This is a genomic window from Pseudomonas sp. AC136 (assembly GCF_979258585.1).
This window is the reverse complement of sequence record NZ_OZ409865.1, coordinates 3,803,790-3,829,154: the sequence shown is the minus strand read 5'-3', so window position 1 is coordinate 3,829,154 and position 25,365 is coordinate 3,803,790. Positions and strand designations below refer to the sequence as shown.

Here is a 25,365-nt window from a genome sequence, read left to right as displayed (position 1 = left end):
TCCTCGAGTCACTTCAGGGCGCGCGGCACGGTGCAATAACCACCGGCGATGCGCTCTTCACTCACCGGATGGGCCGGCAAAATAAGCTTTCTGTCGTTGGGTGCGGGTTTTGAATACCGGCGCCAGGAGTTTTTTCAGCACGGCGCCCAAGGGCACCACGGTCACGATCAGGCACAGCAAAAACACCACGTACACCACCAAGCCCAGGCCGCGACGCAGGCTTTGCTGGGGGCCGATGGCGGCGAGCAGGCGGCTCCACAGTTGGAAGCTGCGGTTGCCCACGGTTTCGCTGCCGATCAATTTTTCGTCCACGCGCACCGCGCCCAGCCCTTGCAGCATCGGTTCGCGCAGGGGCTTGTCATCAGCGGTCAAGCGACGGGCAATGGCCTCGCCAAAGCGGCTGGAGGCGGCAATTTCGGCCTCATCGATACCGGCGCGCGGCACCCAGCTGTAGGGTTTCTGCCGGCCGGTGAACATCCACAACGGCGTCGACAGAAAGCTGGCGGCGGTGCCGCAGGCGTCGGTCAGCGCCACGTTGTCGAGCAGGCGTGCGCCCAGTTCGGTAAGTCGCGCTTTGAGTTTTTCCTGCGCCATCAGCCACATGTTGCGGCAGCCAATTACCGTGACCACCGGCGTGTCGCGCAGCAACTGCGCCGCTTGCGGCGTGGCGAGAAAACTGGTGATAGGCAGCGAGGGCGTGAGGAACCACACCTGATAGGCGAGGATGACTAAGTCGTAACGTTTTGCGGCATCGACGGTCAGTGGTTTTAAGGGCTGGGCGCGCATCAGCACGGTTTCCGGGAAGATTCGGAAAAAGCTGAGAAAGGGCCAGGGAAACGGGTAAGGTTGCGCCGGCTCGATGGCCAGAAAGTCCACCTGAACGTCGTCGCGCTGCAACAGAGGTCCGCACACGGCATTAACCAGCCGGCTCAACTGCCCTGTTTGCGAATAGTGAACCACCAACACCTGACGCATAGCGCGCGCAATCCTTGCAACAAAGTGTCGGAATTATGCCACAGAGAATTCATACGCCCGTAGCCACGCTCGCCAGAACTGCCGGCTTGTTCCTGTTACTCGTCGGGGCGCAGGCCTGGGCTGGCGACATTGTGGTCAGCATCGACGGCGTTAAGGCCGATGGCGAACTGGGTGTCGCCTTGGTCTTTGCCGATCAGAAAGAGTGGCCGCAAACGGTGCTGCGCGAAGTTCACAGCCAGGACTCGACGGTGCGACTGCGCAATTTGCCGCCGGGGCGCTATGCGCTGCAGGTGTTTCAGGACACCAACGGCAACGGCCAGCTCGACCTCAGCCCGCGCGGCATTCCACTGGAGCCGGTCGGCTTTTCCAGCAACCCCTCGTTACTGCTCGGCAAGCCGACGCCGCTCAAGTGCGGGTTTGAACATGGGGCTGGGGATACGCAGGTGCAGATCCAGCTAAAGGCGAAAGAGCCCAAGCAATAACGCGGCTCGTGTAGGAGAGGCTTTAGCCTCGAGCTTTTAGCGTCGAGAGCATCGCGGCTAAAGCCGCTCCTACAGGTTCCCTTGCTACTTCTTGATCGACCCATCCGGCGTGCGCCAGATCAGTTTGCCGGTTTCATAGCCTTGGCCTTTGGCGACTTCGAGCAGCTTGTCGCGCATGCCGGGTTTCAGCTCCGGTGTGCGCGACAGCAGCCACAGGTATTCGTGGTCCGGGCTGCCGACCATGGCGGTTTCGTAGTCGTCGTCCAGGTAAAGCACCCAGTACTGACCCTTGGTCACGCCGGGCAGCACATCACTTACCCAGTTATCGAACGTCACCCAGAGCTTGTCGGTTTTGCCTTCAACCTGCGGCACCGCCTCGCCTTTGGCTTCCTGCCATTCGCCTTCCAGCGTGCGGCAGCGGTTGAGCACGCCGACTTTGCCGTCGGCTTGCAGGGTGTAGTGGGCTTCGGATTGGGCGCAGTCACGCTGGAAGAACATCGGCAAACGCGCCGCTTCATACCAGGTGCCTTGGTAGCGTTCGAGGTCTACCTTTTCCACGGTTTTCGGCGGCACCGGGCCGGTGCCGGAGTTGGCGCAGCCGCTGAGCAGCAGCGCGGCCAGTAATGTCAGACGCAAACGCATAAGCGAGCTCCTTATTTCAGACCATGGCCTGCGAACACCACCACTTTTTCGCCGGCGTATTGAATGCTGATGTAGCGTTTTTCATCGCCCCAGGTGCAGCTGGTAAGGCCCAGGGCGCCAGAGCAGTCGGCCGGCGAACCGAGCAGGCTTTCGACCTCGCCTTTGCTCATGCCGACCTGAATTTTTGAGTAGTTGTCTTGGTTGATCTTGCTGCACGCGGTGATCAGCACACAGGCTGACAAGAGCAAGAAACGACGCAGGGTCATGGAAGAACTCCAAGGCAGGAAAAGTAGGGGCAGGCGACAAGCAACTGCCTGCTTGGACGTCAGAAGCCGGAACCCGGTTCCTTGAGATAGGAAATTTCCTCGGCCGCACTGTCACGACCAAGTGCCTGATTTCGATGGGGAAAACGCCCGAACCGAGCGATCACCTGTTGATGCCGGCGGGCGTGATCAAGGGTGTTCTCGAAGTACGCACGCTCATCCGCGTCCACTTGCTCGAGCAAGGCGGCGAAGCACTCGACAGACAAGTCTTGGGCGGCGAGGTTTTCGGTGTGTTCGAGCACCAGGAACACGAAGAGTTGCTCCACGGGCGCCAGTGCTTGATCCCAACCAGCGGCCAAACCACGGGCCACTAACTGCTGAGCGCGCGCATCACCGGAATAGGCGAACGGGCTGTCGCGGTGAATCATGCGGGGCAACTGGTCGAGCAGCAGAATGAGTGCAAGCCAGCCCTCGGCGGTTTCCGTCCAGCCTTCCAATTCCCCCGCCAGTGCTTGGCGCACCAGCGGCGAAAACTGTTCACGGGCGTATTCGTCTTGGGCAGCGTGCTTGCCGAACCACAGGCGATTCTGCAACTCGGCAACCTCGGCCGCCGTTTCACCGGAACCAAACCACCAGTCCAGCAACGGCTGCCAAGGGGCGCTCACGGCTTAACCCTGATGGTAAGCAGTGACGCGCTCGACTTCTTCTTTCGAGCCCAGGTAAACGGCTACGCGCTGGTGCAGGGAAGTCGGCTGAATGTCGAGGATACGTTCCAGACCATTAGTGGAAACGCCACCGGCTTGCTCGACGATAAAGGACATTGGGTTGGCTTCGTACATCAGGCGCAGCTTGCCGGGCTTGCTCGGCTCGCGCGAATCACGCGGGTACATGAACAGACCGCCGCGCGTGAGGATGCGGTGTACATCGGCAACCATCGCCGCGACCCAGCGCATGTTGTAGTTCTTGCCCAGCGGGCCTTCTTCACCGGCCAACAGCTCGCCCACGTAGCGGCTGACTGGCGCTTCCCAGTGGCGGGAATTGGACATGTTGATGGCGAATTCAGCGGTGGTTTCCGGAATGCGAATGTCGTCGTGGGTGAGCACGAAGCTGCCCAGCTCGCGGTCGAGGGTGAAGCCTTTTACGCCGTTGCCCAGGGTCAGCACCAGCATGGTTTGCGGGCCGTAAATGGCGTAGCCGGCGCACACTTGCTTGGTGCCGGGTTGCAGGAAAGCCTGCTCGTCGAGGCTGTCGTTCTGGCTCAGGTATTGGTCCGGGCAACGCAGTACCGAGAAGATGGTGCCAACCGAGACGTTGACGTCGATGTTGGAGGAGCCATCCAACGGATCGAACACCAACAGGTAGGCGCCTTTCGGGTATTTGCCGGGGATCTGGTAGGCGTTGTCCATTTCTTCGGACGCCATGCCGGCCAGGTGACCGCCCCATTCGTTGGCTTCGAGCAGAATCTCGTTGGAGATGACGTCGAGTTTCTTCTGCACTTCACCCTGCACGTTTTCGGTGCCCATGCTGCCCAGTACGCCACCCAGGGCGCCTTTGGATACCGCGTGGCTGATCTCTTTGCAGGCACGCGCGACCACTTCGATCAGGAAGCGCAGATCGGCGGGAGTGTTGTTACTTCGGGTCTGCTCGATCAAGTAGCGGCTGAGGGTAACGCGGGACATGGAAGGCTCCAGAGGGTTTGAAATCCCGCGCAGTTTAGCGCGAGTCTGTCAGCAATTCCTCCTGTCAGACCCAGGGGCTGTCAGGAGAGTTCAGTAGTTGCCTAGGACATTGCCTAGAGCGACGCACTATCCATGCCACAAACTCTGTTACGACCGCTACGTTTGGCTTGGTAGAGCGCTTTGTCAGCGATTTGCAGCAGGTCATCCAGGAACTCGCCCTGGGCTGGCCAGAACGCCAACCCGGCGGACAGCGTGACGGCTTGCGGACCATTGCGCGTGGCCACTTGGGTGGTCGCCAACTGCATACAAATGGCCTCAACGCGCTGGCGAGCTTCTTCTGGCGCGACGCCGGGCAGAATCAGCAGGAACTCCTCACCACCGATACGAAATACCGCGTCGGTACTGCGCAAGGCATCGGTGAGCAACTGCGAAACCAGCACCAGCACGTCATCGCCGACCAAGTGGCCATGGGCGTCGTTGAGTGCTTTGAAATGGTCGAGGTCGATCAGCGCCAGCGCCAACGGTCTCTGCTCGCGCTGGGCGCGGGCCAGTTCACGGTCGAAGAATTCTTCGAGGTAGCGGCGGTTATACAGGCCGGTCAGCGGATCGCGCAGGGCCTGTTCCTGCAAGCGTTCGTGCAGGCTGGAAATGGTGCGCAAGCGGTCTTCGCTCACGGCCAGCGCTTCGGCCAACTTGCGCTCGCTGATGTGCCGCTGGGTGACGTCGCGCAGGTAGAGCATTTGCCCCAGCACCGAGGAACTGCTGCGCGTGGCACGCTCGATGGCGCGGCATGACACTTCGAAATAGCGAGCAGGATTGTCCAGCGTCAGCAGCCGGTCACCATTGGCGCTCAGCGGTTGGCTCAGCACGGCTTCCAGCGCGGCGCCATAAACCGGCCACTCGGCCAGGGGCACGCCTTGCCAGGTATCGCTTTGGCCGGCTAGGCGGCACGCCGCCGGGTTGGCTTCGAGCACGCGCTGTTGGGTGTCGACCACCAGCACCGGATCGAGCAATTCCTCAAGCAACAAATGCCGCGCCACGGGCAGCAGATCAAACAGCCGCACGCCGACAATCAGCCAGGAAAACGCCAGCAAGGTGAAGGCGAAACAGAACGGCGTCGGGTCGAAGCCAAACAGCTGAACGTCCCAAAAAACATAGGAGAGGTTGGCGCCCCACGGCAGCAGCGTGACCAGCCCGAACGCCAGGTAATGACGGCGATGCACACCGGTGCTGAGCACAGCCGCTTTGATCAGCACGGCCAGGCAGAACAGCACAAAGGCGTACTCGTAGATTGCCGTGGCGTAGAACAACGGGCCGTGCCGGTAAAGAATCGGCGCGCCGGGCAGTTCGGAGGCGGGGCCGGTGTCCGGCGTATAGAACAAGCCATGCCACGGGTTGCTCAGCGCCAAGGCCCAAACCACCAAGGGAACCACGGCGAACACCGCGACCTGACTCAGCGGCAGCGGCTGCCGCTCGCTGTTGACGTATTGCCAGAGAAACACCGCCCAAAACGTCGGCAGGCCGACGATGCCCGGCCACGCCATGCTGGCCCAGAACTGCTTGCATTCACCGCCCTGCGCAGCCAACTCCAGGCTGGCGGCGAGCAGCCACCAGAGGCTGGCCATATGCAAGAGAAAGAAACTATCCCGACCGGGAAAGCTGCGTTGGCGGGTAACCCAATGGGCAAGCATGACCACGCCCAGGCATACCACTAGGGTAAACACCACCGGCATGCTCAACGCCCAACCTGAATTACTGCAAAGGCTCATGACCCTACACCTACAGCCAAACGGCCCATCGCCCGGAACCGGGGAGCCATCTGCGGGTAAATGGTAGAAAGGTGCACCGGCCCAGCCAGAAGGCTCAATGCCAGTATCGAAGCGAACGCGCAACGATACGCCATCTAAGCGGAAAAACGTAGGTGGGCCAGGTAGGGTTGAGCGGAGCCCACCCTACTCCTGAGGCTTCTGCGCCTTTAACAAGCTCAGCGCCATGCCTACCAGCAGCGCCACACCCACGAGCAACACAGCCCAAAGCCCGTAACGCTGCCAGTCAACGTTCGCGGCGGGGCTCGCCGCCTGCGTGGCGGGGGGTGCCGCCACCGGTGTGCCGGCCTTGGCGATGCCGAGCGAGGCCAGGCGTTTATCGTCGTAGCCGGGAATCAGCGTGCTCAGCGGCAAGTTGTTGGCCGTACCACTCGCGTCACCCAGCGCCAGCACATACGGCGCGCTGCCCCGGGCGAGGAACACCAACTGCGTTGAGCGCAAGCCGATGCGCACGGTCGGCGCGGCCTGGCCCAGCCCGCCGCCGCGCGGGTCGACCTGCAAGCGCAGGTGTTGCACCCACTGGCCGGGTAGCTGCAGCTCATCATGGATCACGTCTTTGCCATTTTCCGGCAGGCGATACAGCAGGCCGCGCGTAAGCGACTGCCAATTGTCTTTGCTGTCACGCCGGGTGCTGACAGTAACCGGGGCCAGCGTGTTGGCTTGCGTCAGCTCCACGCGCAGCAGCTCAAGGGGCAACGGCACGGGCAAGTCGAGGGTGTATTCGCCGTCTTTCACCTGCTTGGTTGGCAAACCGTCGGACCACGACACCGGCGCCGCCACGCTGTTGTGGGTGGTGCTGCTCAGCTCGACGCTGACCAACACCGGTGCTTTTTGCGGCGCCAGCCAGAGCAAGCGCAAGTAGCGGGCGCGCTGGCCCGGCAAGGTGGTGTCGCGCTGTTCGATGCGCTCATCGGCGAAGGCCAGGCGGGCGATCTGGCCGTCTTCCCACGGGGTCCAGGTTTGCAGGTCGTCGCTGGCTTCGATGGAGAAACGCTGGAACCCGTCCTGCTCGGAGGTCCAGTCCAGGCTCAGTTTGTTCAGCGGCGCGTCGATGGCGCTGGCGTCGAGCAACCAGCCGCGCAGCACCTGATTGGGTTTGTCGGTGGCAGTCGCCGCCTCCGGGCCAACTTCAACAATGGTGCCCGTGGTGGTGCGCTGTACCCGCACGCTCGGCGCGCCGGCCGGGGCGTCGGCGGCGGCGTACAGCGGGAACCATTTCACCGCAGTGGCGGTGTTGGTTTCGCTGCGTTCGGCACTGCCAGCGGTCAAGGCATAGGCCTGCGCCTGGCCTTCGGCGTTGAATACGCGCACGTCACGCAGGTCGCCGAAGCGTGCGGCCAGGCGCAGAGCCATGGGTACTTCGAGCCGGTACCACGGCCCTTCGCCGCTCAGCGTCAAGGGAACCTGCGTGGCATAGTCGCCCGCTTGTTCGGCCAACGCGCCAGCGCAGGCCAGTGCCATCGCACCGCCCACCAACACACGGCGCATGGCCGCCAAAGAAAACAACGCACTCATGAACTGACCTGCTCTTCTTCAGTTTCAGTGGCCGCATGCCGAGGTGGCAGTGGCGCGAAATAGCCGACCACCAGCAACAGCACGCCGACACCAATAAACGACACGATGCGCTCCAGACCGCCACGGTTGCCCAGCTCGACAAAGAACAGCTTGGCGACCACCACGGCAATCAACGCGGCGCCCACCAACCACACTTCGCGACGGCTGCGCAGGTGGCCGAAAATCATCAGCGCCAGGGCGATCAGCGTCCACACAATCGACAAGCCCGCCTGCACCAACATCGATTCCAGCAGCAAATCCAACTGATACGGCACGCCGCCCCAGTGGTGCGCCGCGCGGAACACCAAAGCGGTGAACAAGGCAAACAACGAGGCGCCCGCCACCACCTGGGGCAGCCAGCCCAGGCGCTCGCCGCTAGGCAGGTGCGGCAAGGCGGTATGCAGCCAGCGACATACACCGAACAAGGCGAACAACAGGCCCAGCTCCAGCGGGTTGATCAGTGGCACGTAGGGCAGCGGGTCGGCATTGCCATCGCTGGCGATATTGGCCAGCCAGAACCAGCCGAGCATCAGCACCGCCAACGGCAGCGCGGCCAAGTGACGGTACTCGCGCGGGTAAGCGCGCACCGGCCACGGCCAATTACGCGGCGAGGCCATGGCCAGCAGGTAAATGCTCGGCAGCACCGCCCAACCCAACCAGCGCCAGGCGTTGTAATGGTCGGACAGCACGTACAGCAAATAACGCAGCTCCAGCGCCAGCACGCCGAGAATCAGCCAGCAGCCGAGCACATGCGCAGCGCTCAATGCGTTCGCGGGCAACAAGCCGGCCAGGCGGCGCAACGACCACAGGTGCACGGCAAATACCAAGCCCCACGCCAGCCAACCGAAGTTGGCCGCCGGGTGATAGGCCTCGTGCCAGATGTACAACAGCACCACGCCGGCAGCCGGCACCAGCATCGGACACAGCAACGCCAATGCCTGCCATTTCTCCCGCCCAGCCAGCCAACTCCAGAGCGCCACGCTCACCGCCGCCACCATCAGCAACAGCGGCGCCTGCAACGCCGGCTCGGCAAAACGCAGCACTTCGCTGACAGTCGCCAGCACCCACCAACCGGCGCCCCATACCAGCAGAAGTTGCGACAGCCGTTCCAAACTCAGCGAGCCCATTACATCGGCATCGTTGCGGGCGGCGCGCATCAGGCGCCACGCGCCGACCATGGCGGCCAGCGCCAGGGTTGCGGGCGTCCAGAAGCCGGCATGGGCCAGCGGGCGCAGGCCTTCGCTGCTCAGCGGTCCCAGCAACAGCGGACTGGCCGCCAGAAACGCCACGCCGCCCACTGCCTGCAGCAGCAATCCAAAGACAAAACTGGCGCGCTGTTGCAAATGCAGGCTCAGCCACACGATCAGCAAGCCGCTGCCCGCCCACACCGCGCTGGCGGTTTGCCAAGGCAGCACAAACAGCACGGCCAGATTGATAAACACCAGGCCCACCAGCAGCACCAGCGACAGCCCGCGCATCAGGCCGGCGTCGTTGCGCACTTCTTTATCGCGCGCCGCCACCAACATGCCGCCGACCAGCGCCAGGCCAATCAACGAGGCCACCAGCAAGCCGCGCCAGCCAGCACTGAACACGCCGCTGTCGTCGCCGGTCGCGCCGCGCAGTTGCAGCAGGAACAAGGCACCACCCACCAACTGCACGGCGAACGAGGAAAACAGGAAGCTGCGGGCGCGGATGCGCAAGCCGACAAACAAAGTCGCCAAGCCCGCCAACGCCCAGACGATAGCCGTGGCTTCGGCACGCAGGTTCAGCGGCGCCAACAGATAAAGGAACGTCAGGCCCAGCACTGCCAGCATCGGCAGAAACCGGCGCTCCAGCTCGGTGGTGTGATCATCCGGGGCTTTGCGCAATTGGTAATGGCTGAACAACAACGCCAGGCCGAGCATCAACGCCCCGAGCCATGAGCCGTAGAGCAGCGAGGTAACGCCGATGTGCAGGTCCACCAGAAACGCCAGCGCCGCGCCCAGTTGCAACAGCAGGGCAAAGGCACGAGCCAATGGCCGTTGCTGACGCAGGCCCAGCCAGTAAATGCCGGCACCCTCGACGGCCCAGGCGGCGGAGGTCCAGCTGGCGTCCAGCCCCAACGGAATGGCCAGCGAACCGAAGATCACGCCCAGCGCCATGCAGGTTTCCACCAGCAGCAAGGCACGGCCCGGTGCGCGACCGACCAGAATGCGGGCGATGAGCATATACAGCAGGCCCATGGCCAAGGCGCTGAACGCGGCGGCGAATTCAATGTGGTGCACCAGCGCGAACTGCAAGCCAAAGCCCACCAGCGGCGGGCCGAACAGCATGGTGCCGTCGACATAGTCGCCCTGACGGCGGGACCAGAGCAGCAGCGCGTCGCGGCTATCGTCCACCGGCCCGACGCTGTGCTCGCGCAGCTTGCGGCGCGCAAACAGCAGGCCGATGGCGACGTACATCAGGAAGAACACAATCAGGAACGGCTCGGTGCTCCACAGCAGCTCCGGCGTATAGGAGCGCATGCCCCAGGCGAAGCCGATGCCAAAGGTGCCGACAAAACCGATCAGGTTGAGCATGCGCCACGCCTTGAACCAGGCGATGGCGAAGATGCCGCTGTTGAGCAGGATGAAGTACGAAAACAGCGCGACGTGATTGCCGCTGCCGGTGGAGGTCAGAATCGGCGCCGCGAAACCGCCTAGGGCGGCGACAGCGGCCAGCGCCATGGCGTTCTGCGTGACAGCAAGAATGGCCGAGCAGATGGTCACGATCACCAACAGGCTCAGGGCCATTTTCGGGTCGAGCAGCGGATGCAGGCGGAAGGCCGCGAACACCGTCAGGTACAGCACGGCGATGCCGGTGCCCTGCAGCATCAAGGCGTAATTGGGGTTGCGTAGCCGCAGCCACCAACCCAGCGCCAGCAACGCCACCGCACTGGCGGCCACACCGGCATAACGCACCTGCACCGGCACGACCATGCCTTCGGTGGCGTAACGCAGCAAAAAGGCCAGACCGAGAAACAGCAGCACCACGCCAATGCGCAGTACGGTATTACCCCCGAACAGCCAGTTCTTCGCGGCGCTGAAACCGCGCTCGAACAGGTTGGGTTCACGGGGAGTCGGCGGTTGGCGAGGCGGTGCGGCAGGCGCCACGGGCTCGCGGGCCCAGTCGCTGACGGGCATTTGGTCGACAACGCCGGTCACCGACTTCGGCGGTGTGGCCAGCAACTCGGGCGGAAGCTCAAACACCAAGCCGGGCTCGCTGGTGGGAACGGCAACCGGCTCGGGCTGCGGGTCGAATTCGAAGGTGAAATCCAGATCGTCGACCGCGCCGCTGGAAAGGGGCGCTTCGGCTGCGGTGGCCGGCGCGAGTGGCGGCTCGGCGATAGGAGCGCTGCCGCCGGTGGCGAGGCGCTCTTCAAGATGCGTTAGGCGCGTGGTGACGGCGAGGGTGCCGCGCTCAAAGCGCTCGGCGAAACCGCTCAGTTTGGTCTGCAGCTCGTCATGGCGCAGTTGAAGGTTGCGCAGCTGAAGCCAGAGGCCAGCGGCAAAACCCAGCGAGGCGCCGAGCAACCCATCCGTAATCGACTCATCCAGCGAAACGCCGATGAGCAGACCGACCAGCATGAAAATCCATTGCATGCAGCGCTTCCTAGTGAGGCGAGGTGCCAGCCAGAGACAGCCACTGTTGTGGCGGCGTCACATCCCGCCACCGGGCATCCCTGTCCAGCACGCGCAGGCCTTGGCCCGCAACGGCGGCAGTATATCCGCCCTACCCCACCGCACCGCTACTACCAGCGCACGCTTTGCGCGTGATTCGGCGGATGGTTGTTCACAATTTCACCAATATCGCTATGATGCCGCCCCCACCGCTTCGCGCCCCTGCCCCACTGGCCGGGCGCAGCGTTTTCCACAGGTATGCACGTCATGACAAAGTTATTGGTAGTTGGCGCTGAGCTCGATCGCACCGACACCTGGATCAAATACGAACGCACCATGTGCAGCAGCTGCGTATCGAGCTGCTGCACCATGCCGGTGGAAGTGAAATTCAACGACCTGCTGCGCATCGGCCTGGTGCAAGAGTTCGAACGCAGCGAACCGGCCAAGCAGATCGCCAAACGCCTCATGAAAGAAGGTGTGGTGGAACGTTTCAACCAGAAGTACGGCATCTACACGCTGACGCGCATGGGCAACAACGATTGCCTGTACCTGGACCGCAAAAGCCGGTTGTGCACCATTTACGAACAGCGCCCGGATACCTGCCGCAACCACCCCAAGATTGGGCCTCGGCCGGGGTATTGCGCGTATAAGCCGAAGGCGGCTGCAAAGGTTTGATCAACCACCGTTTTGTTTTTGTAGGAGCGACCTTGGTCGCGAACGGCGCAAACGCCGCTCTGTAATTTCGTTTGCAGGGTTCGCGAGCAAGCTCGCTCCTACGGCCTTTGAGAAGAAACGCTGCTAAAAAAAAACGCCCCCGGTCTCGCGACCGGGGGCGTTTTTATTTAGCCGAAGCTAAACCTTACTTGGCAGCCTTTTTAGCAGCGCGGGTGCGCTCGCCTTCGTCCAGGATCTTCTTACGAAGACGGATGGATTTTGGCGTCACTTCGCACAGCTCGTCGTCCTGGATGAATTCCAGAGCCTGTTCCAGGGTGAAACGAACCGGCGGAACCAGGGCGATGGTTTCGTCCTTGCCCGAAGCACGCATGTTGTCGAGCTTCTTGCCTTTGGTTGGGTTCACGCCCAGGTCGTTGTCACGGCTGTTCAGACCAACGATCTGACCGTTGTAGATATCCTGACCGTGCTCAACGAACAGCTTGCCGCGCGCTTGCAGGGTTTCCAGGGAGTAGGTCAGTGCCTTGCCGGTTTCAACCGAAACCAGTACGCCGTTCTGACGGCCAGACATGTGGCCCGACTTCATCACGTCGTAACGGTCGAAGATCGAGGTCAGGATGCCGGCACCGTTGGTGAGGGTCAGGAACTGGTTACGGAAACCGATCAGACCACGGGCTGGAATGTTGTATTCCAGACGTACACGGCCTTTGCCATCCGGGGACATGTTGGTCAGGTCGCCTTTACGCAGACCCATCTCTTCCATGACCTTGCCCTGCGATTCTTCAGGGATGTCGATGGTGACGTTTTCGAACGGTTCGTTCTTCACGCCATCAACCACACGGATGATTACTTCCGGACGGCCTACGCCCATTTCAAAACCTTCGCGACGCATGGTTTCGATCAGTACGGACAAGTGCAGCTCGCCACGGCCCGATACTTTGAAACGATCAGCCGAGTCGCCTTCTTCAACGCGCAGTGCCACGTTGTACAGCAGCTCTTTGTCCAGACGCTCTTTGATGTTGCGGCTGGTCACGAACTTGCCTTCTTTACCGCAGAACGGCGAGTCGTTTACCTGGAAGGTCATCGAAACGGTCGGCTCGTCAACGGTCAACGGCTTCATGGCTTCAACGTTGTTCACGTCGCACAGAGTGTCGGAGATGAACAGCTGGTCCATACCGCTGATGCAGACGATGTCGCCAGCGGCGGCTTCTTCTACGTCTACGCGGTGCAGGCCGTGGTGACCCATCAGCTTGAGGATACGACCGTTGCGGCGCTTGCCGTCAGCGTCGATGGCCACAACCGGGGTGTTCGGCTTGACGCGACCACGGGCGATACGGCCAACGCCGATAATGCCGAGGAAGCTGTTGTAGTCCAGTGCCGAGATTTGCATCTGGAACGGACCGTCGCGGTCAACGGCCGGAGCCGGAACGTTGTCGACGATGGACTGGTACAGGGGGGTCATGTCTTCAGCCATGTCGGTGTGGTCGAGACCAGCAATACCGTTCAGGGCGGAGGCGTAAACCACTTTGAAGTCCAACTGTTCTTCGGTAGCACCGAGGTTGTCGAACAGGTCGAAGATCTGGTCCAGAACCCAATCCGGACGCGCGCCTGGACGGTCAACTTTGTTGATCACAACGATAGGACGCAAGCCGGCTTCGAAGGCTTTCTTGGTTACGAAGCGGGTTTGTGGCATCGGGCCGTCTTGGGCGTCGACCAGCAGCAGAACCGAGTCAACCATCGACATAACGCGCTCAACTTCGCCGCCGAAGTCGGCGTGGCCGGGGGTGTCGACGATGTTGATGTGGTAGCCGTTCCAGTTGATCGCGGTGTTCTTGGCAAGAATGGTAATGCCGCGCTCTTTTTCCTGGTCGTTGGAGTCCATCACGCGCTCGTCGTTGAGCTCGTTGCGCTCCAGGGTGCCGGATTGACGCAGGAGTTTATCAACCAGGGTGGTCTTACCATGGTCAACGTGGGCGATGATGGCGATGTTGCGTAGATTTTCGATCACTTTTGCATCTCGATCAGAGGATTCGGTTCGCCGCTAAGTCTAGGCGGCCAGTATGAAGAATGAGTGGCTCAACTGCCCCGTCGGTCGGGGGGGCGGTGGCGGATACTGCCGCCATTCAGACCCGGCGTTTTATGCCGGACGATAAACGCGCACATTGGCATGCCCCTCGCTGAGCAAGTGGTGGGCATGCAGGCGGCTCATCACGCCTTTGTCGCAATACAGCAGGTACTGACGGGTAGGGTCCAGTTCCTTGTAGCGACTGTTGAGCGCGAAGAACGGCAACGCTCTTACTTCGATGCCGTCCAACTCCAGCGGCAAATCTTCCTGGGCGTCCGGGTGACGGATGTCCAGCACGATCTGCCCAGGCAAGGCTTCACTCAATTCCTCGACCTGGATGTCTTGCCCCAACTCGTCGATCACCCGATCAATCGTTACCGAACGAGCGCGCTCCAGGGCACGCTCGAATACGGTCATGTCGATCTGGGCTTCTTCGTAAACGACGCGGTCAGGTTTTGCGCGGGTGGTCGGGTTTACCGAAATCACGCCGCAGTATTCAGGCATGTGCTTGGCGAAATCGGCGGTGCCGATGGCCTCGGCCATGTTGATGATGTCTTGCTTGTGGCTGGCAATCAGCGGGCGAATCACCAACTTGTCGGTGGCACGGTCGATGACCGAGAGGTTCGGCAGCGTCTGGCTGGAAACCTGGGAAATGGCCTCGCCGGTAACCAGTGCGTCGATATCCAGACCATCCGCAATTCGGCTGGCGGCCCGCAGCATCATGCGCTTGAGCACGACGCCCATGTGGGCGTTGTCGACCTTGCCGAGAATTTCGCCGAGCACTTCTTCAAACGGCACGCTGATAAACAACACGCGGTGCGAACTGGCGTATTGGCTCCACAGATAGTGGGCCACTTCCATCACGCCCAGCTCGTGGGCACGGCCGCCAAGGTTGAAGAAACAGAAGTGGCTGATCATGCCGCGACGAATCATTTGATACGCGGCCACGGTGGAGTCGAAGCCGCCGGACATCAGCACCAGCGTCTGCTCGATGGCGCCAAGCGGGTAGCCGCCCAGGCCTTCGTGCTGGCTGTGGATGATATAGAGAAGCTGATTGCGGATTTCCATACGCACCAACAGCTCGGGATCTTTCAGCGAGATACCGGCAGCGCCGCACTGACGACGCAATTGGCTGCCGACATAACGCTCGACGTCCATCGAACTGAAGCTGTGCTTGCCGGCGCGCTTGCAGCGCACGGCGAATACTTTGCCGGCTAGCTGATCGCCGAAGTGGGCTTTGCATTTTTCGACCATGTCGTCGAAATCGCCCAGCGGGTATTCGTTCACTTCCAGGAACTGACCGATGCCGGAGATGCGCCCGAGGCGCTGTTTCAGCTCGGCCAGAACTCTGGGCTCGGTGAGACTGGTCTCGACGTCAATGTTGTCCCACACGCCGTCCACCACCAGATTCGGATCCAGGTCACGCATCACCGCACGAATATTCTTCGTGAGCTGGCGGATGAAGCGCGTACGCACCGGCCGGCTTTTTATGGTGATCTCGGGGAAGACTTTGACGATAAGTTTCATGAAAACAGCGCGCGCGAGCCTGGCCTAAATTAAGGGGCGCGGATTATAGCGGAAATTGCTCAAGGTTTAACCAGGCAATGCGTAGAAAGATCCGGCGCGCACCAAAATGCATCACTGCATTTACTGAGAGAATCATTTTGGTGCGTTGCGCCTCGTTCTTTTCACGCGCAGCCCCCGCAGCGCCTGACTTTCGAGCAACAAACCCACTTCGGGGCACTGGCATGCAATTTGCTCCCTTGTGAGGCAGGTTGCCCTGGCGGACTATGCCGCCCGGCTTCACCGTTTTATTTGGGGCTAAAAAATCACAACGCCCCACCATCTGGAGGACACCATGTCGAAGGCGCTTCAACTAATCAAAGATCACGACGTGAAGTGGGTTGACCTGCGCTTCACCGATACCAAAGGCAAGCAGCACCACGTGACCATGCCGGCCCGTGACGCCCTTGACGACGAATTCTTCGAAGTCGGCAAAATGTTCGACGGTTCCTCGATCCATGGCTGGAAAGGCATCGAAGCCTCCGACATGATCCTGCTGCCAGTAGACAGCACTGCCGTTCTCGACCCGTTCACCGAAGAGCCGACCCTGATTCTGGTCTGCAACATCATCGAACCGTCGACCATGCAAGGCTACGACCGTGACCCGCGCTCCATCGCTGCTCGCGCTGAGGAATACCTCAAGTCGACCGGCATTGGCGACACCGTATTCGTAGGCCCGGAGCCTGAGTTCTTCGTATTCGACGAAGTTAAATTCAAGTCCGACATTTCCGGCTCGATGTTCAAAATCATCTCTGAACAAGCGTCCTGGAACACCGACAGCGATTTCGAAACCGGCAACAAAGGCCACCGCCCAGGCGTCAAAGGCGGCTACTTCCCGGTTCCTCCAGTCGACCACGACCACGAAATCCGTACTGCCATGTGTAATGCCATGGAAGAAATGGGCCTGGTCATCGAAGTTCACCACCACGAAGTGGCGACTGCCGGCCAGAACGAAATCGGCGTGAAGTTCAACACCCTGGTTGCCAAGGCTGACGAAGTTCAAACCCTGAAGTACTGCGTACACAACGTGGCCGATGCCTACGGCAAAACCGCGACCTTCATGCCTAAGCCTCTGTACGGCGACAACGGCTCGGGTATGCACGTACACATGTCCATCTCCAAAGATGGCAAGAACACCTTCTCCGGCGAAGGCTATGCCGGCCTGTCCGACACCGCTCTGTACTTCATCGGCGGCATCATCAAGCACGGTAAGGCTCTGAACGGCTTCACCAACCCGTCGACCAACTCGTACAAGCGTCTGGTCCCAGGTTTCGAAGCTCCGGTAATGCTGGCCTACTCGGCTCGCAACCGTTCCGCCTCCATCCGTATTCCTTACGTGTCGAGCCCGAAAGCCCGCCGTATCGAAGCACGCTTCCCGGACCCGGCTGCTAACCCGTACCTGGCATTCGCCGCCCTGTTGATGGCTGGCCTGGACGGCATCCAGAACAAGATCCACCCTGGCGATGCTGCTGACAAAAACCTGTACGACCTGCCACCAGAAGAAGGCAAGCTGATCCCACAAGTGTGCGGCAGCCTGAAAGAAGCCCTGGAAGAGTTGGACAAGGGCCGTGCGTTCTTGACCAAAGGCGGCGTGTTCAGCGACGACTTCATCGATGCCTACATCGAGCTGAAGAGCGAAGAAGAAATCAAAGTGCGCACCTTCGTGCACCCTCTGGAATACGACCTCTACTACAGCGTTTAAGTAGTAGCGTCCAAGCCAGACATGTCGCTTGCTTAGCGGCGTGATTGAAAAGGCCTCCCTCGGGAGGCCTTTTTTATTTTGGTGTGATTAACACCCCAGCCATAACGGTACGAACTTGCCAGCGCGGCGTTGCAGTGCAAGGCTTAGCACACATTCCACGAGACCCCCGCCATGCGCCTGATCGTGACCTGCCTGCTCGCCGCCCTCGCCCTGCCAGCCAGTGCCGAGATTTACAAATACACCGACGCCAACGGCAATACCGTGTTCACCAACCAGCCACCGCAAGGCACCAACGCGCAGGAAGTTTCGCTGCCGCCTGTCAACACGGTGCAATCGCCACCGCCGCCGACCATGCCCAACAGTAGCCAGAGCGGCGCGCCCGAGGAACAGGTGTACAGCGTGGTGGAAATCACTAACGTGCCGACCGAAGATGCGCTGCGCAGCAACAACGGCAACTTCACCGTGGGCGTTCGTCTGGAACCGGCACTGCGCATTGGCGACAGCATTCAGTTGGTGCTCGACGGCCAACCCTACGGCGGCCTCACCAACAGCCTGCAATTCCCGCTGAACAATATTGAGCGCGGCGATCACACCTTGGGCGCCCAAGTGTTTAGCGGCGACCGCCTGATTCAGCAGAGCCCCACTATTTCCTTTACCGTGCAGCGCACCAGCACCAACAATCCTGCGCGCGTGGCACCGCCCAAACCGACCCCAAGGCCAGCTAACTAAACCATGCGATTCGCTCTGTTCTGCCTGCTGTTGCTGGGCCTGCCAGCCATGGCCGATGTGTACACCTACATCGACAGCGAAGGTAACCGGGTATTTACCGACCAGCCGCGCGCCAATGCCAAGAAGCTGGACATCGCGCCCACTAACGGCATGAACCAGACCAACCCACCCAGCGTGCGTACAGTCACGCCGGTGGCGCCTGTCGCCGAATTGCCGGCGTACCAGCTGTTGCGCATTCTGGTACCGGAGCCGGATGCGACTATCCGCGAAGGGTCGTCCGGCGATTTGATCGTCACGCTCACCAGCGACCCGGGCTTGATGGACGACCACACCTATCGCCTGCTGCTCGACGGCAACATCATCGGCGCGCCCAGCCGCAGCCCGGTGTTTCCGCTGACCAATCTGGACCGCGGCACCCATCAGTTGGCGGCCGAAATCATCGATAGCCAGGGGCGCATCATCGAGCGCACGCCCAGCCAGCCCGTGCACATTGTGCGCACGTCGCTCGACAGCAAGCGCCGGGCAAACCCGTGCAAGAAAGACGATTACGGCGTGCGCCCGGAATGCCCGATTGGCGATAAGCCCGAAGAAGACGACGACATCTCCATCCTGCCGTTTTTCTAACGCCTGAAGCAAAGCACCAATATGGTGCTTTGCAGCGCACCAAATTCTATGCTCTCCCTGTTTTGGTTCGCACACGACAGCGGCTGGTGCAGCAAAACAAGCCAATTTCCCCATTCAGGCGCGTATCGCGCGTCTTTTCGGGGCTTTGGTTTGCTTTTTGCATTTTCAGTCCCATTCTCGGGATCCCATAGATGACCATCAACGACGCGCTGCACCGCCTGCTGCTGGACAACCTGACCACTGCGACTTTGTTGCTCAACGCGCAATTGCGCCTGGAGTACATGAACCCCGCAGCGGAGATGCTGCTTGCCGTTAGCGGTCAACGCAGCCACGGGCAATTCATTAGCGAATTGTTCACCGAGTCGCCCGAAGCGCTGGCCTCATTACGCCAAGCCGTCGAAGAGGCCCATCCCTTCAATAAGCGCGAAGCTGTGCTGATCGCGCTCACCGGCCAAACGCTGACGGTGGACTACGCGGTAACGCCGATCCTTAACCGGGGCGAGACCCTGTTATTACTCGAAGTGCATCCGCGTGATCGGTTGCTGCGCATCACCAAGGAAGAGGCCCAGCTGTCCAAGCAGGAAACCACCAAGATGCTGGTGCGCGGCCTGGCCCACGAAATAAAGAATCCGTTGGGCGGAATTCGCGGCGCCGCGCAACTGCTGGCGCGTGAACTGCCGGACGAGAACCTCAAGGACTACACCAACGTCATCATCGAAGAGGCCGACCGCCTGCGTAACCTGGTCGACCGCATGCTCGGCTCGAACAAGTTGCCGTCGCTGGCGTTGACCAACGTGCATGAAGTGCTGGAGCGTGTCAGCAGCCTGGTCGAGGCGGAAAGCCAAGGCGGCATCACCTTGGTGCGCGATTACGACCCGAGCATTCCCGACGTGTTGATCGACCGCGAGCAGATGATTCAGGCGGTGCTCAATATCGTGCGCAACGCCATGCAGGCCATCGGCGGCCAGAACGAGTTCCGCCAAGGCCGCATCCTGTTGCGCACACGCACCTTGCGGCAGTTCACCATCGCCCACACCCGACATCGCCTGGTGGCCAAAGTCGAAATCATCGACAACGGCCCCGGCATTCCCGCTGAACTTCAAGAAACCATCTTCTATCCCATGGTCAGTGGTCGTCCGGACGGTACCGGACTGGGCTTGGCTATTACCCAGAACATCATCAGTCAGCATCAGGGACTGATCGAATGCGAGAGCCACCCTGGCCATACCGTGTTTTCGATCTTTCTGCCGCTGGAACAAGGAGCTACTTCGTCATGAGCCGCAGCGAAACCGTCTGGATTGTCGACGACGACCGTTCCATCCGTTGGGTACTGGAAAAAGCCCTGCAGCAAGAAGGCATGACCACCACCAGCTTTGACAGCGCTGACGGTGTGCTCACCCGCCTCACTCGCCAACAGCCGGACGTGATCATTTCGGACATTCGTATGCCCGGCGCCAGCGGCCTGGATTTGCTCGCCCGCATACGCGAGCTGTATCCGCGCCTGCCCGTGATCATCATGACGGCCCACTCCGACCTTGAAAGCGCGGTCGCTTCTTATCAGGGCGGCGCCTTCGAATACCTGCCCAAGCCATTTGACGTGGACGAGGCGGTTTCGCTGGTCAAGCGCGCGTTCCAGCACGCTCAGGAACAGCAAGGCCTGCACGTTCCCGTAGAACAAACCCGCACGCCGGAAATCATCGGTGAAGCGCCGGCGATGCAAGAAGTGTTTCGCGCCATCGGCCGTCTGAGCCACTCGAACATCACCGTGCTTATTAATGGTGAGTCCGGCACTGGCAAGGAATTGGTGGCGCACGCGCTGCACCGCCACAGTCCACGTGCGGCCTCGCCGTTCATCGCACTGAATATGGCGGCCATTCCGAAAGACCTGATGGAATCCGAACTCTTCGGCCATGAGAAAGGCGCGTTTACCGGCGCCGCGAACCAGCGTCGCGGCCGCTTCGAACAGGCCGATGGCGGCACGCTGTTTCTGGATGAAATCGGCGATATGCCGGCCGATACGCAAACCCGCCTATTGCGCGTGCTGGCCGACGGCGAGTTCTACCGCGTGGGCGGACATACGCCGGTGAAGGTGGACGTGCGCATCATCGCCGCCACGCATCAGAATCTGGAAAACCTGGTGCAAGCTGGCAAGTTTCGCGAAGACTTGTTCCACCGCCTGAACGTCATCCGCATTCACATTCCTCGCATGTCGGATCGTCGTGAAGACATTCCGACCCTGGCGCGCCACTTCCTCGCCCGGGCGGCGCAGGAGTTGGCAGTCGAGCCGAAGCTGCTTAAAACCGAAACTGAGGACTACCTGAAGAACCTGCCGTGGCCAGGCAACGTGCGCCAACTGGAAAACACCTGCCGCTGGATTACGGTGATGGCGTCGGGCCGCGAGGTTCACATCGACGACCTGCCCCCGGAATTGCTCACGCAGCCCCAAGACAGTGCTCCGGCGACCAATTGGGAGCAGGCTTTGCGCCAATGGGCCGATCAGGCGCTCGCGCGCGGGCAGTCCAGCTTGCTTGATACGGCTGTGCCGACGTTCGAACGAATCATGATTGAGACTGCGCTGAAACACACCGCCGGACGCCGCCGCGACGCCGCCGTTTTGCTGGGCTGGGGCCGTAACACCTTGACCCGTAAGATAAAAGAGCTGGGTATGAAGATCGACGGCGGCGACGACGAGGAAGACGAGGGCTAGACCTTCCGGTCAAACGCACACAGAAAAGCGAGCCCTGAGCTCGCTTTTTTTTGCCCAAAACCGACGTTGCAACAAAACTGGCACACGCCCTGCATAGTGTTAAGTACGCAACACGAAACACCCCCAGTTTTCGGGGACCTTGGTACAGGCAGGCCGGGGATTCCCCTTTTTTATTCTGCGGTTCAACCCGCAACCGTCACTCCGCAGCAAGGCTGATCACCAGCCGCCAGCTCCCACCCTCCGCTGTACCGTGCCACTGGGCACGCAGCGGACGGGCCGCCACCAAGTTAAGCAGCAACCCACCCTTACTTCGCAAAAGCCGCCAATTGACGTTCTTACCGTCGAGTTGCAGCTGCCCTTGTCGCGAGCTGCCTTCGGCATCAAAGCGCATTACCAGCGCACCATCCACGTGCTCGGCGGTCACTTTTGGTTCGGTATCGAACAGCAGCTCAAGGCCGCCTGAAACGACTTGGACCTTCTCCAACATTATGGGCTGCGGATCACCGAGGCGGCCAATCATCATTCCCACCAGAAAACCGAACAGCGCGAGCGAGGCGATTACCCGGAGCAATAATTTTGGCCGCGGATCGGGCTCCACAGGGGTAAAATCGTCCACGCCCTCAAGTCGGAGTCGTGCATGTTTCACGTGATTTTGTTTCAACCGGAAATCCCCCCCAATACCGGCAACATTATCAGGCTCTGCGCCAATAGCGGATGCAGTCTGCACCTGATCGAACCGATTGGTTTCGAGCTGGACGACAAGCGTCTGCGTCGTGCGGGCTTGGACTATCACGAATACGCGACGCTTACGCGCCACGCAGATCTGAACAGCTGCTTGGAAAGCTTGGGCCACCCCAGGTTATTCGCGTACACCACCAAAGCATCTCGCCCTTTCCACGAGGCCACCTATGCCAAAGGCGACGCGCTGTTGTTTGGCCCGGAAAGCCGGGGATTGCCAGCTGAGGTGCTGGAGGCGCTGCCGGCCGAGCAACGGCTGCGCCTGCCAATGCGACCGGGCTGCCGAAGCCTAAATCTCTCGAATACAGTAGCGGTGGCTGTTTATGAAGGTTGGCGTCAGCTGGGGTTTGGCCTGGACTGATTACCTCGCGAATAAAAAAGGCGCCCCTGAAAGGCGCCTCTTTTTTTTTGCGTAACGGTTATTCCACGTTTAAACCGAGCGCCTTCGCCACACCGCGCCCGTACGCTGGGTCGGCCTGGGTGAAGTGCTGGAGCTGACGCAGCTGTACGTCTCGAGTAACGCTGTGCATCGCACCCGCGATATTGCTAATGAGCAACGCTTGTTGATCGCTATTCATCAAGCGGAACAGCGCTCCTGCCTGGCTGTAGTAATCGCTGTCGGTGCGGTGGTCGTAACGGTCGGCCGCGCCTTCCAACGCCAACGCAGGCTCACGATACTGCGGCGCTTGTTTCGGCGCGCTGGCGTAGCTGTTCGGCTCGTAGTGCGTGGCGGCCCCACCGTTGCCATCGAAGCGCATGGAGCCATCTCGTTGGTAGTTATTCACCGGCGATTTAGGCGCGTTTACTGGCAACTGCTGGTGGTTAGTGCCGATGCGATAGCGATGGGCGTCGGCGTAAGCGAATACGCGGCCTTGCAGCATGCGGTCGGGCGACAACCCCACACCTGGCACCACGTTGCTCGGCGCAAACGCTGCCTGCTCGACCTCGGCAAAATAGTTCTGCGGGTTACGGTTCAGCTCGATCACGCCGACCTCGATCAGCGGAAACTCCTTCTGCGACCAGGTTTTGGTCACGTCGAACGGATTCTCGCGATGGGCAGCGGCTTGCGTCTCGGACATCACCTGAATGCACACAGTCCACTTCGGAAACTCGCCGCGCTCGATGGCACCGAACAGGTCGCGCTGGGCGTAGTCCGGGTCGGTGCCGGCCAAGCGAGCAGCATCAGCGGGCGCCAGATTCTTGATGCCTTGCTGACTCTTGTAATGCCATTTCACCCAGTGACGCTCGCCGTTAGCGTTGATCAGGCTGAACGTGTGGCTACCAAAGCCATGCATAAACCGATAACCGTCTGGGATACCGCGGTCGGAAAACAGAATGGTTACCTGGTGCAGCGATTCAGGCGAAAGCGACCAGAAATCCCACATCATCTGCGGACTCTTAAGGTTGCTCTGCGGCAGGCGCTTTTGGGTGTGAATGAAGTCGGGAAACTTCAATGGATCGCGAATAAAAAACACTGGGGTATTGTTGCCGACGATGTCCCAGTTGCCTTCTTCGGTATAGAACTTCAACGCAAAACCGCGCGGATCGCGTTCGGTGTCAGCAGAGCCACGCTCGCCGCCCACCGTAGAAAAACGCAGGAAAATGGGCGTTTGCTTTCCGATCGCACTGAACAGATTGGCATAGCTGTATTGAGTAATATCGCGGGTAACCGTGAAGGTTCCGTATGCGCCGGAGCCCTTGGCATGCACGCGACGCTCAGGAATAACCTCACGATTGAAGTGGGCGAGTTTCTCGACGAGATGGAAGTCGTCCAACAACAGCGGGCCGCGTGCGCCTGCGGTGCGAGAATTCTGGTTATCTGCAACCGGCGCGCCGCTTGCGGTTGTGAGGATAGGGGACTCGCTCATTGGTGCTCTCCTGGTCATTTCATCCGGTGTCGCCCGGCGTTGACGGAGATATTAAAGACCGCTATCGAAAGGACCCAATTCATTAACCTAACGCTATCGATAGGTAAATTCTTTCACTCAGCGCCATTTCGATAGAGAGGCTTTCTTCGGGCATAAAAAAACCGGGCCAGGCCCGGTTTTTTCTTACAACCTACGACTTACTCGGCGTCTACTGCTGCGCCGCCGACCGGACGGTCAACCAGCTCAACATAAGCCATTGGAGCATTGTCGCCAGCGCGGAAACCGCACTTGAGGATACGCAGGTAACCGCCCTGACGGGTGGCGTAGCGCTTGCCCAGGTCGTTGAACAGCTTGCCAACGATGGCTTTCGAACGAGTACGGTCGAAGGCCAAACGACGGTTAGCCAGACTATCTTCTTTAGCCAGGGTAATCAGCGGCTCGGCTACGCGACGCAGTTCCTTGGCCTTAGGCAGGGTCGTTTTGATCAGCTCGTGCTCAAACAGCGACACCGCCATGTTTTGAAACATGGCCTTGCGGTGAGCGCTAGTGCGGCTCAGGTGACGACCACTCTTACGATGACGCATGGTTCTATTCCTTACCAAACTTACGTTCGGTGATTACGACGATCAGGCAGTCGCCTTGTCGTCCTTCTTAAGACTTGCCGGTGGCCAGTTGTCCAGGCGCATACCGAGAGAAAGACCACGAGAGGCCAGCACGTCCTTGATCTCAGTCAGGGACTTTTTGCCCAAGTTCGGAGTTTTCAACAGCTCTACTTCGGTGCGCTGAATCAGGTCGCCGATGTAGTAGATGTTCTCCGCCTTCAGGCAGTTGGCCGAACGAACGGTCAATTCCAGGTCATCAACCGGACGCAGCAGGATCGGATCGATCTCATCTTCCTGCTCGATCACCACTGGCTCACTGTCACCTTTGAGATCGACGAACGCAGCCAACTGCTGTTGCAGAATGGTTGCAGCGCGGCGGATGGCCTCTTCAGGATCCAGGGTACCGTTGGTTTCCAGGTCAATAACCAGCTTGTCAAGGTTAGTACGCTGCTCAACACGGGCGTTTTCAACAACGTACGCAACACGGCGTACGGGGCTGAAAGAAGAGTCCAACTGCAAGCGACCAATGCTGCGGCTTTCGTCTTCATCACTCTGACGCGAATCAGCAGGCTCATAGCCGCGACCACGAGCCACAGTCAGCTTCATGTTCAGTGCGCCGTTAGAAGCCAGGTTGGCAATAACGTGATCACCGTTGACGATCTCGACATCATGATCCAGCTGAATATCGGCAGCGGTAACAACGCCCGAGCCCTTCTTCGCCAGTGTCAGAGTCACTTCGTCACGACCGTGCAACTTGATAGCCAGACCTTTCAGGTTGAGCAGGATTTCAATTACGTCTTCCTGTACACCTTCGATGGCGCTGTACTCGTGGAGTACACCGTCAATCTCGGCCTCGACTACTGCACAGCCAGGCATTGAGGACAACAAAATGCGACGCAGCGCGTTGCCCAACGTGTGGCCAAAACCACGCTCGAGAGGCTCGAGAGTGATTTTAGCGCGTGTCGGACTGACCACCTGCACATCAATATGGCGGGGGGTCAGGAACTCATTTACCGAAATCTGCATGGATGCACCT

General features: G+C 60.3%; 22 protein-coding genes. 8 read left to right on the top strand and 14 right to left on the bottom strand.

The window, feature by feature from the left end; genetic code table 11:
- Positions 1 to 57: 57 nt before the first annotated feature.
- Complete coding sequence (locus tag ACZZZU_RS17075) at positions 58 to 975, bottom strand: dialkylrecorsinol condensing enzyme (RefSeq protein ID WP_463551265.1); 918 nt, start codon at positions 973 to 975, stop codon at positions 58 to 60.
- 35 nt (positions 976 to 1,010) lie between these two features.
- On the opposite strand from ACZZZU_RS17075, the gene ACZZZU_RS17070 reads away from it, so the two are divergent.
- Positions 1,011 to 1,457 carry a DUF2141 domain-containing protein gene (locus ACZZZU_RS17070; RefSeq protein ID WP_463551264.1) on the top strand — a complete coding sequence of 149 codons (447 nt, stop codon included), beginning with the start codon at positions 1,011 to 1,013 and terminating at the stop codon, positions 1,455 to 1,457.
- Positions 1,458 to 1,541: 84 nt separating this feature from the next.
- Here ACZZZU_RS17070 and ACZZZU_RS17065 read toward each other — a convergent pair whose 3' ends face one another.
- The 7 genes from ACZZZU_RS17065 to ACZZZU_RS17035 form a co-directional block, all read right to left on the bottom strand.
- Entirely contained in the window at positions 1,542 to 2,099 is a 558-nt protein-coding gene (locus ACZZZU_RS17065) for a lipocalin family protein (protein WP_122493519.1), read from the bottom strand.
- Positions 2,100 to 2,110: 11 nt separating this feature from the next.
- The gene (gene bamE, locus ACZZZU_RS17060; RefSeq protein WP_463551263.1) at positions 2,111 to 2,365 is read right to left on the bottom strand and encodes an outer membrane protein assembly factor BamE domain-containing protein; all 255 of its coding nucleotides are present in this window, start codon (positions 2,363 to 2,365) and stop codon (positions 2,111 to 2,113) included.
- 59 nt (positions 2,366 to 2,424) lie between these two features.
- On the bottom strand, positions 2,425 to 3,027 hold the full coding sequence (locus tag ACZZZU_RS17055) for a DUF924 family protein (protein WP_463551262.1): 603 nt from the start codon (positions 3,025 to 3,027) through the stop codon (positions 2,425 to 2,427).
- 3 nt (positions 3,028 to 3,030) lie between these two features.
- A complete protein-coding gene (locus tag ACZZZU_RS17050; RefSeq protein ID WP_122453869.1) occupies positions 3,031 to 4,041 on the bottom strand; it encodes a class 1 fructose-bisphosphatase in 1,011 nt (336 codons plus the stop codon).
- A 113-nt stretch (positions 4,042 to 4,154) separates the two neighbouring features.
- On the bottom strand, positions 4,155 to 5,810 hold the full coding sequence (locus ACZZZU_RS17045) for a histidine kinase N-terminal 7TM domain-containing diguanylate cyclase (protein ID WP_463551261.1): 1,656 nt from the start codon (positions 5,808 to 5,810) through the stop codon (positions 4,155 to 4,157).
- A 183-nt stretch (positions 5,811 to 5,993) separates the two neighbouring features.
- Positions 5,994 to 7,382: a DUF3999 domain-containing protein gene (locus tag ACZZZU_RS17040; protein ID WP_463551260.1), complete on the bottom strand. Its 1,389-nt coding sequence runs from the start codon at positions 7,380 to 7,382 to the stop codon at positions 5,994 to 5,996.
- Entirely contained in the window at positions 7,379 to 11,041 is a 3,663-nt protein-coding gene (locus ACZZZU_RS17035; RefSeq protein ID WP_463551259.1) for a DUF2339 domain-containing protein, read from the bottom strand. The genes ACZZZU_RS17040 and ACZZZU_RS17035 overlap by 4 nt, the downstream gene beginning before the upstream one ends.
- Before the next feature lie 285 nt (positions 11,042 to 11,326).
- On the opposite strand from ACZZZU_RS17035, the gene ACZZZU_RS17030 reads away from it, so the two are divergent.
- Positions 11,327 to 11,734 (top strand): YkgJ family cysteine cluster protein, encoded by a 408-nt coding sequence (locus ACZZZU_RS17030; protein ID WP_122493524.1) that lies wholly within the window; start codon positions 11,327 to 11,329, stop codon positions 11,732 to 11,734.
- Positions 11,735 to 11,918: 184 nt separating this feature from the next.
- On the opposite strand, the gene typA is transcribed toward ACZZZU_RS17030, so the two are convergent.
- Both typA and thiI read right to left on the bottom strand, forming a co-directional pair.
- Positions 11,919 to 13,739: a translational GTPase TypA gene (gene typA, locus ACZZZU_RS17025; RefSeq protein WP_122453865.1), complete on the bottom strand. Its 1,821-nt coding sequence runs from the start codon at positions 13,737 to 13,739 to the stop codon at positions 11,919 to 11,921.
- A 129-nt stretch (positions 13,740 to 13,868) separates the two neighbouring features.
- A complete protein-coding gene (thiI, locus tag ACZZZU_RS17020) occupies positions 13,869 to 15,323 on the bottom strand; it encodes a tRNA uracil 4-sulfurtransferase ThiI (RefSeq protein WP_463551258.1) in 1,455 nt (484 codons plus the stop codon).
- Positions 15,324 to 15,654: 331 nt separating this feature from the next.
- On the opposite strand from thiI, the gene glnA reads away from it, so the two are divergent.
- The 5 genes from glnA to ntrC all read left to right on the top strand — a co-directional run bounded on the left by glnA (position 15,655) and on the right by ntrC (position 21,121).
- Entirely contained in the window at positions 15,655 to 17,061 is a 1,407-nt protein-coding gene (gene glnA / locus ACZZZU_RS17015) for a glutamate--ammonia ligase (protein ID WP_122493526.1), read from the top strand.
- 171 nt (positions 17,062 to 17,232) lie between these two features.
- On the top strand, positions 17,233 to 17,790 hold the full coding sequence (locus ACZZZU_RS17010; protein WP_463551257.1) for a DUF4124 domain-containing protein: 558 nt from the start codon (positions 17,233 to 17,235) through the stop codon (positions 17,788 to 17,790).
- A gap of 3 nt (positions 17,791 to 17,793) precedes the next feature.
- Positions 17,794 to 18,414, top strand: a complete 621-nt coding sequence (locus ACZZZU_RS17005; protein WP_463551256.1) for a DUF4124 domain-containing protein — start codon at positions 17,794 to 17,796, stop codon at positions 18,412 to 18,414.
- A 191-nt stretch (positions 18,415 to 18,605) separates the two neighbouring features.
- Positions 18,606 to 19,691, top strand: coding sequence for a nitrogen regulation protein NR(II) (gene glnL / locus ACZZZU_RS17000; protein ID WP_122493529.1), 1,086 nt, complete (start codon positions 18,606 to 18,608; stop codon positions 19,689 to 19,691).
- Positions 19,688 to 21,121: a nitrogen regulation protein NR(I) gene (ntrC, locus tag ACZZZU_RS16995; protein WP_122493530.1), complete on the top strand. Its 1,434-nt coding sequence runs from the start codon at positions 19,688 to 19,690 to the stop codon at positions 21,119 to 21,121. Before glnL ends, ntrC begins: the two co-directional genes overlap by 4 nt.
- 196 nt (positions 21,122 to 21,317) lie before the next feature.
- On the opposite strand, the gene ACZZZU_RS16990 is transcribed toward ntrC, so the two are convergent.
- Complete coding sequence (locus tag ACZZZU_RS16990; protein WP_463551255.1) at positions 21,318 to 21,737, bottom strand: hypothetical protein; 420 nt, start codon at positions 21,735 to 21,737, stop codon at positions 21,318 to 21,320.
- Between the two features lie 21 nt (positions 21,738 to 21,758).
- Between ACZZZU_RS16990 and ACZZZU_RS16985 the strand changes: the two genes are divergently transcribed.
- Complete coding sequence (locus tag ACZZZU_RS16985; RefSeq protein WP_463551254.1) at positions 21,759 to 22,220, top strand: tRNA (cytidine(34)-2'-O)-methyltransferase; 462 nt, start codon at positions 21,759 to 21,761, stop codon at positions 22,218 to 22,220.
- A gap of 58 nt (positions 22,221 to 22,278) precedes the next feature.
- Here the strand turns inward: ACZZZU_RS16985 and ACZZZU_RS16980 are convergent, their stop codons facing one another.
- The 3 genes from ACZZZU_RS16980 to ACZZZU_RS16970 all read right to left on the bottom strand — a co-directional run bounded on the left by ACZZZU_RS16980 (position 22,279) and on the right by ACZZZU_RS16970 (position 25,355).
- The gene (locus tag ACZZZU_RS16980; RefSeq protein ID WP_463551253.1) at positions 22,279 to 23,727 is read right to left on the bottom strand and encodes a catalase; all 1,449 of its coding nucleotides are present in this window, start codon (positions 23,725 to 23,727) and stop codon (positions 22,279 to 22,281) included.
- A gap of 197 nt (positions 23,728 to 23,924) precedes the next feature.
- Positions 23,925 to 24,311 carry a 50S ribosomal protein L17 gene (rplQ, locus tag ACZZZU_RS16975; RefSeq protein ID WP_108096517.1) on the bottom strand — a complete coding sequence of 129 codons (387 nt, stop codon included), beginning with the start codon at positions 24,309 to 24,311 and terminating at the stop codon, positions 23,925 to 23,927.
- A gap of 42 nt (positions 24,312 to 24,353) precedes the next feature.
- Entirely contained in the window at positions 24,354 to 25,355 is a 1,002-nt protein-coding gene (locus ACZZZU_RS16970; RefSeq protein ID WP_108096518.1) for a DNA-directed RNA polymerase subunit alpha, read from the bottom strand.
- Between the last annotated feature and the right edge of the window lie 10 nt (positions 25,356 to 25,365).

What these genes read in the sequence shown, in the direction of transcription:
- ACZZZU_RS17070 (WP_463551264.1), top strand. Translation starts at nt 1,011, where the DNA reads ATGCCACAGAGAATTCATACGCCCGTAGCCACGCTCGCCAGAACTGCC.
- ntrC (WP_122493530.1), top strand. Translation starts at nt 19,688, where the DNA reads ATGAGCCGCAGCGAAACCGTCTGGATTGTCGACGACGACCGTTCCATC.
- ACZZZU_RS17040 (WP_463551260.1), bottom strand. Translation starts at nt 7,382, where the DNA reads ATGAGTGCGTTGTTTTCTTTGGCGGCCATGCGCCGTGTGTTGGTGGGC.
- ACZZZU_RS16980 (WP_463551253.1), bottom strand. Translation starts at nt 23,727, where the DNA reads ATGAGCGAGTCCCCTATCCTCACAACCGCAAGCGGCGCGCCGGTTGCA.
- ACZZZU_RS17075 (WP_463551265.1), bottom strand. Translation starts at nt 975, where the DNA reads ATGCGTCAGGTGTTGGTGGTTCACTATTCGCAAACAGGGCAGTTGAGC.
- ACZZZU_RS17010 (WP_463551257.1), top strand. Translation starts at nt 17,233, where the DNA reads ATGCGCCTGATCGTGACCTGCCTGCTCGCCGCCCTCGCCCTGCCAGCC.
- ACZZZU_RS17005 (WP_463551256.1), top strand. Translation starts at nt 17,794, where the DNA reads ATGCGATTCGCTCTGTTCTGCCTGCTGTTGCTGGGCCTGCCAGCCATG.
- ACZZZU_RS17035 (WP_463551259.1), bottom strand. Translation starts at nt 11,041, where the DNA reads ATGCAATGGATTTTCATGCTGGTCGGTCTGCTCATCGGCGTTTCGCTG.
- ACZZZU_RS17050 (WP_122453869.1), bottom strand. Translation starts at nt 4,041, where the DNA reads ATGTCCCGCGTTACCCTCAGCCGCTACTTGATCGAGCAGACCCGAAGT.
- ACZZZU_RS17045 (WP_463551261.1), bottom strand. Translation starts at nt 5,810, where the DNA reads ATGAGCCTTTGCAGTAATTCAGGTTGGGCGTTGAGCATGCCGGTGGTG.
- rplQ (WP_108096517.1), bottom strand. Translation starts at nt 24,311, where the DNA reads ATGCGTCATCGTAAGAGTGGTCGTCACCTGAGCCGCACTAGCGCTCAC.
- glnL (WP_122493529.1), top strand. Translation starts at nt 18,606, where the DNA reads ATGACCATCAACGACGCGCTGCACCGCCTGCTGCTGGACAACCTGACC.
- ACZZZU_RS17030 (WP_122493524.1), top strand. Translation starts at nt 11,327, where the DNA reads ATGACAAAGTTATTGGTAGTTGGCGCTGAGCTCGATCGCACCGACACC.
- ACZZZU_RS17065 (WP_122493519.1), bottom strand. Translation starts at nt 2,099, where the DNA reads ATGCGTTTGCGTCTGACATTACTGGCCGCGCTGCTGCTCAGCGGCTGC.
- ACZZZU_RS16970 (WP_108096518.1), bottom strand. Translation starts at nt 25,355, where the DNA reads ATGCAGATTTCGGTAAATGAGTTCCTGACCCCCCGCCATATTGATGTG.
- thiI (WP_463551258.1), bottom strand. Translation starts at nt 15,323, where the DNA reads ATGAAACTTATCGTCAAAGTCTTCCCCGAGATCACCATAAAAAGCCGG.
- glnA (WP_122493526.1), top strand. Translation starts at nt 15,655, where the DNA reads ATGTCGAAGGCGCTTCAACTAATCAAAGATCACGACGTGAAGTGGGTT.
- ACZZZU_RS16985 (WP_463551254.1), top strand. Translation starts at nt 21,759, where the DNA reads ATGTTTCACGTGATTTTGTTTCAACCGGAAATCCCCCCCAATACCGGC.
- bamE (WP_463551263.1), bottom strand. Translation starts at nt 2,365, where the DNA reads ATGACCCTGCGTCGTTTCTTGCTCTTGTCAGCCTGTGTGCTGATCACC.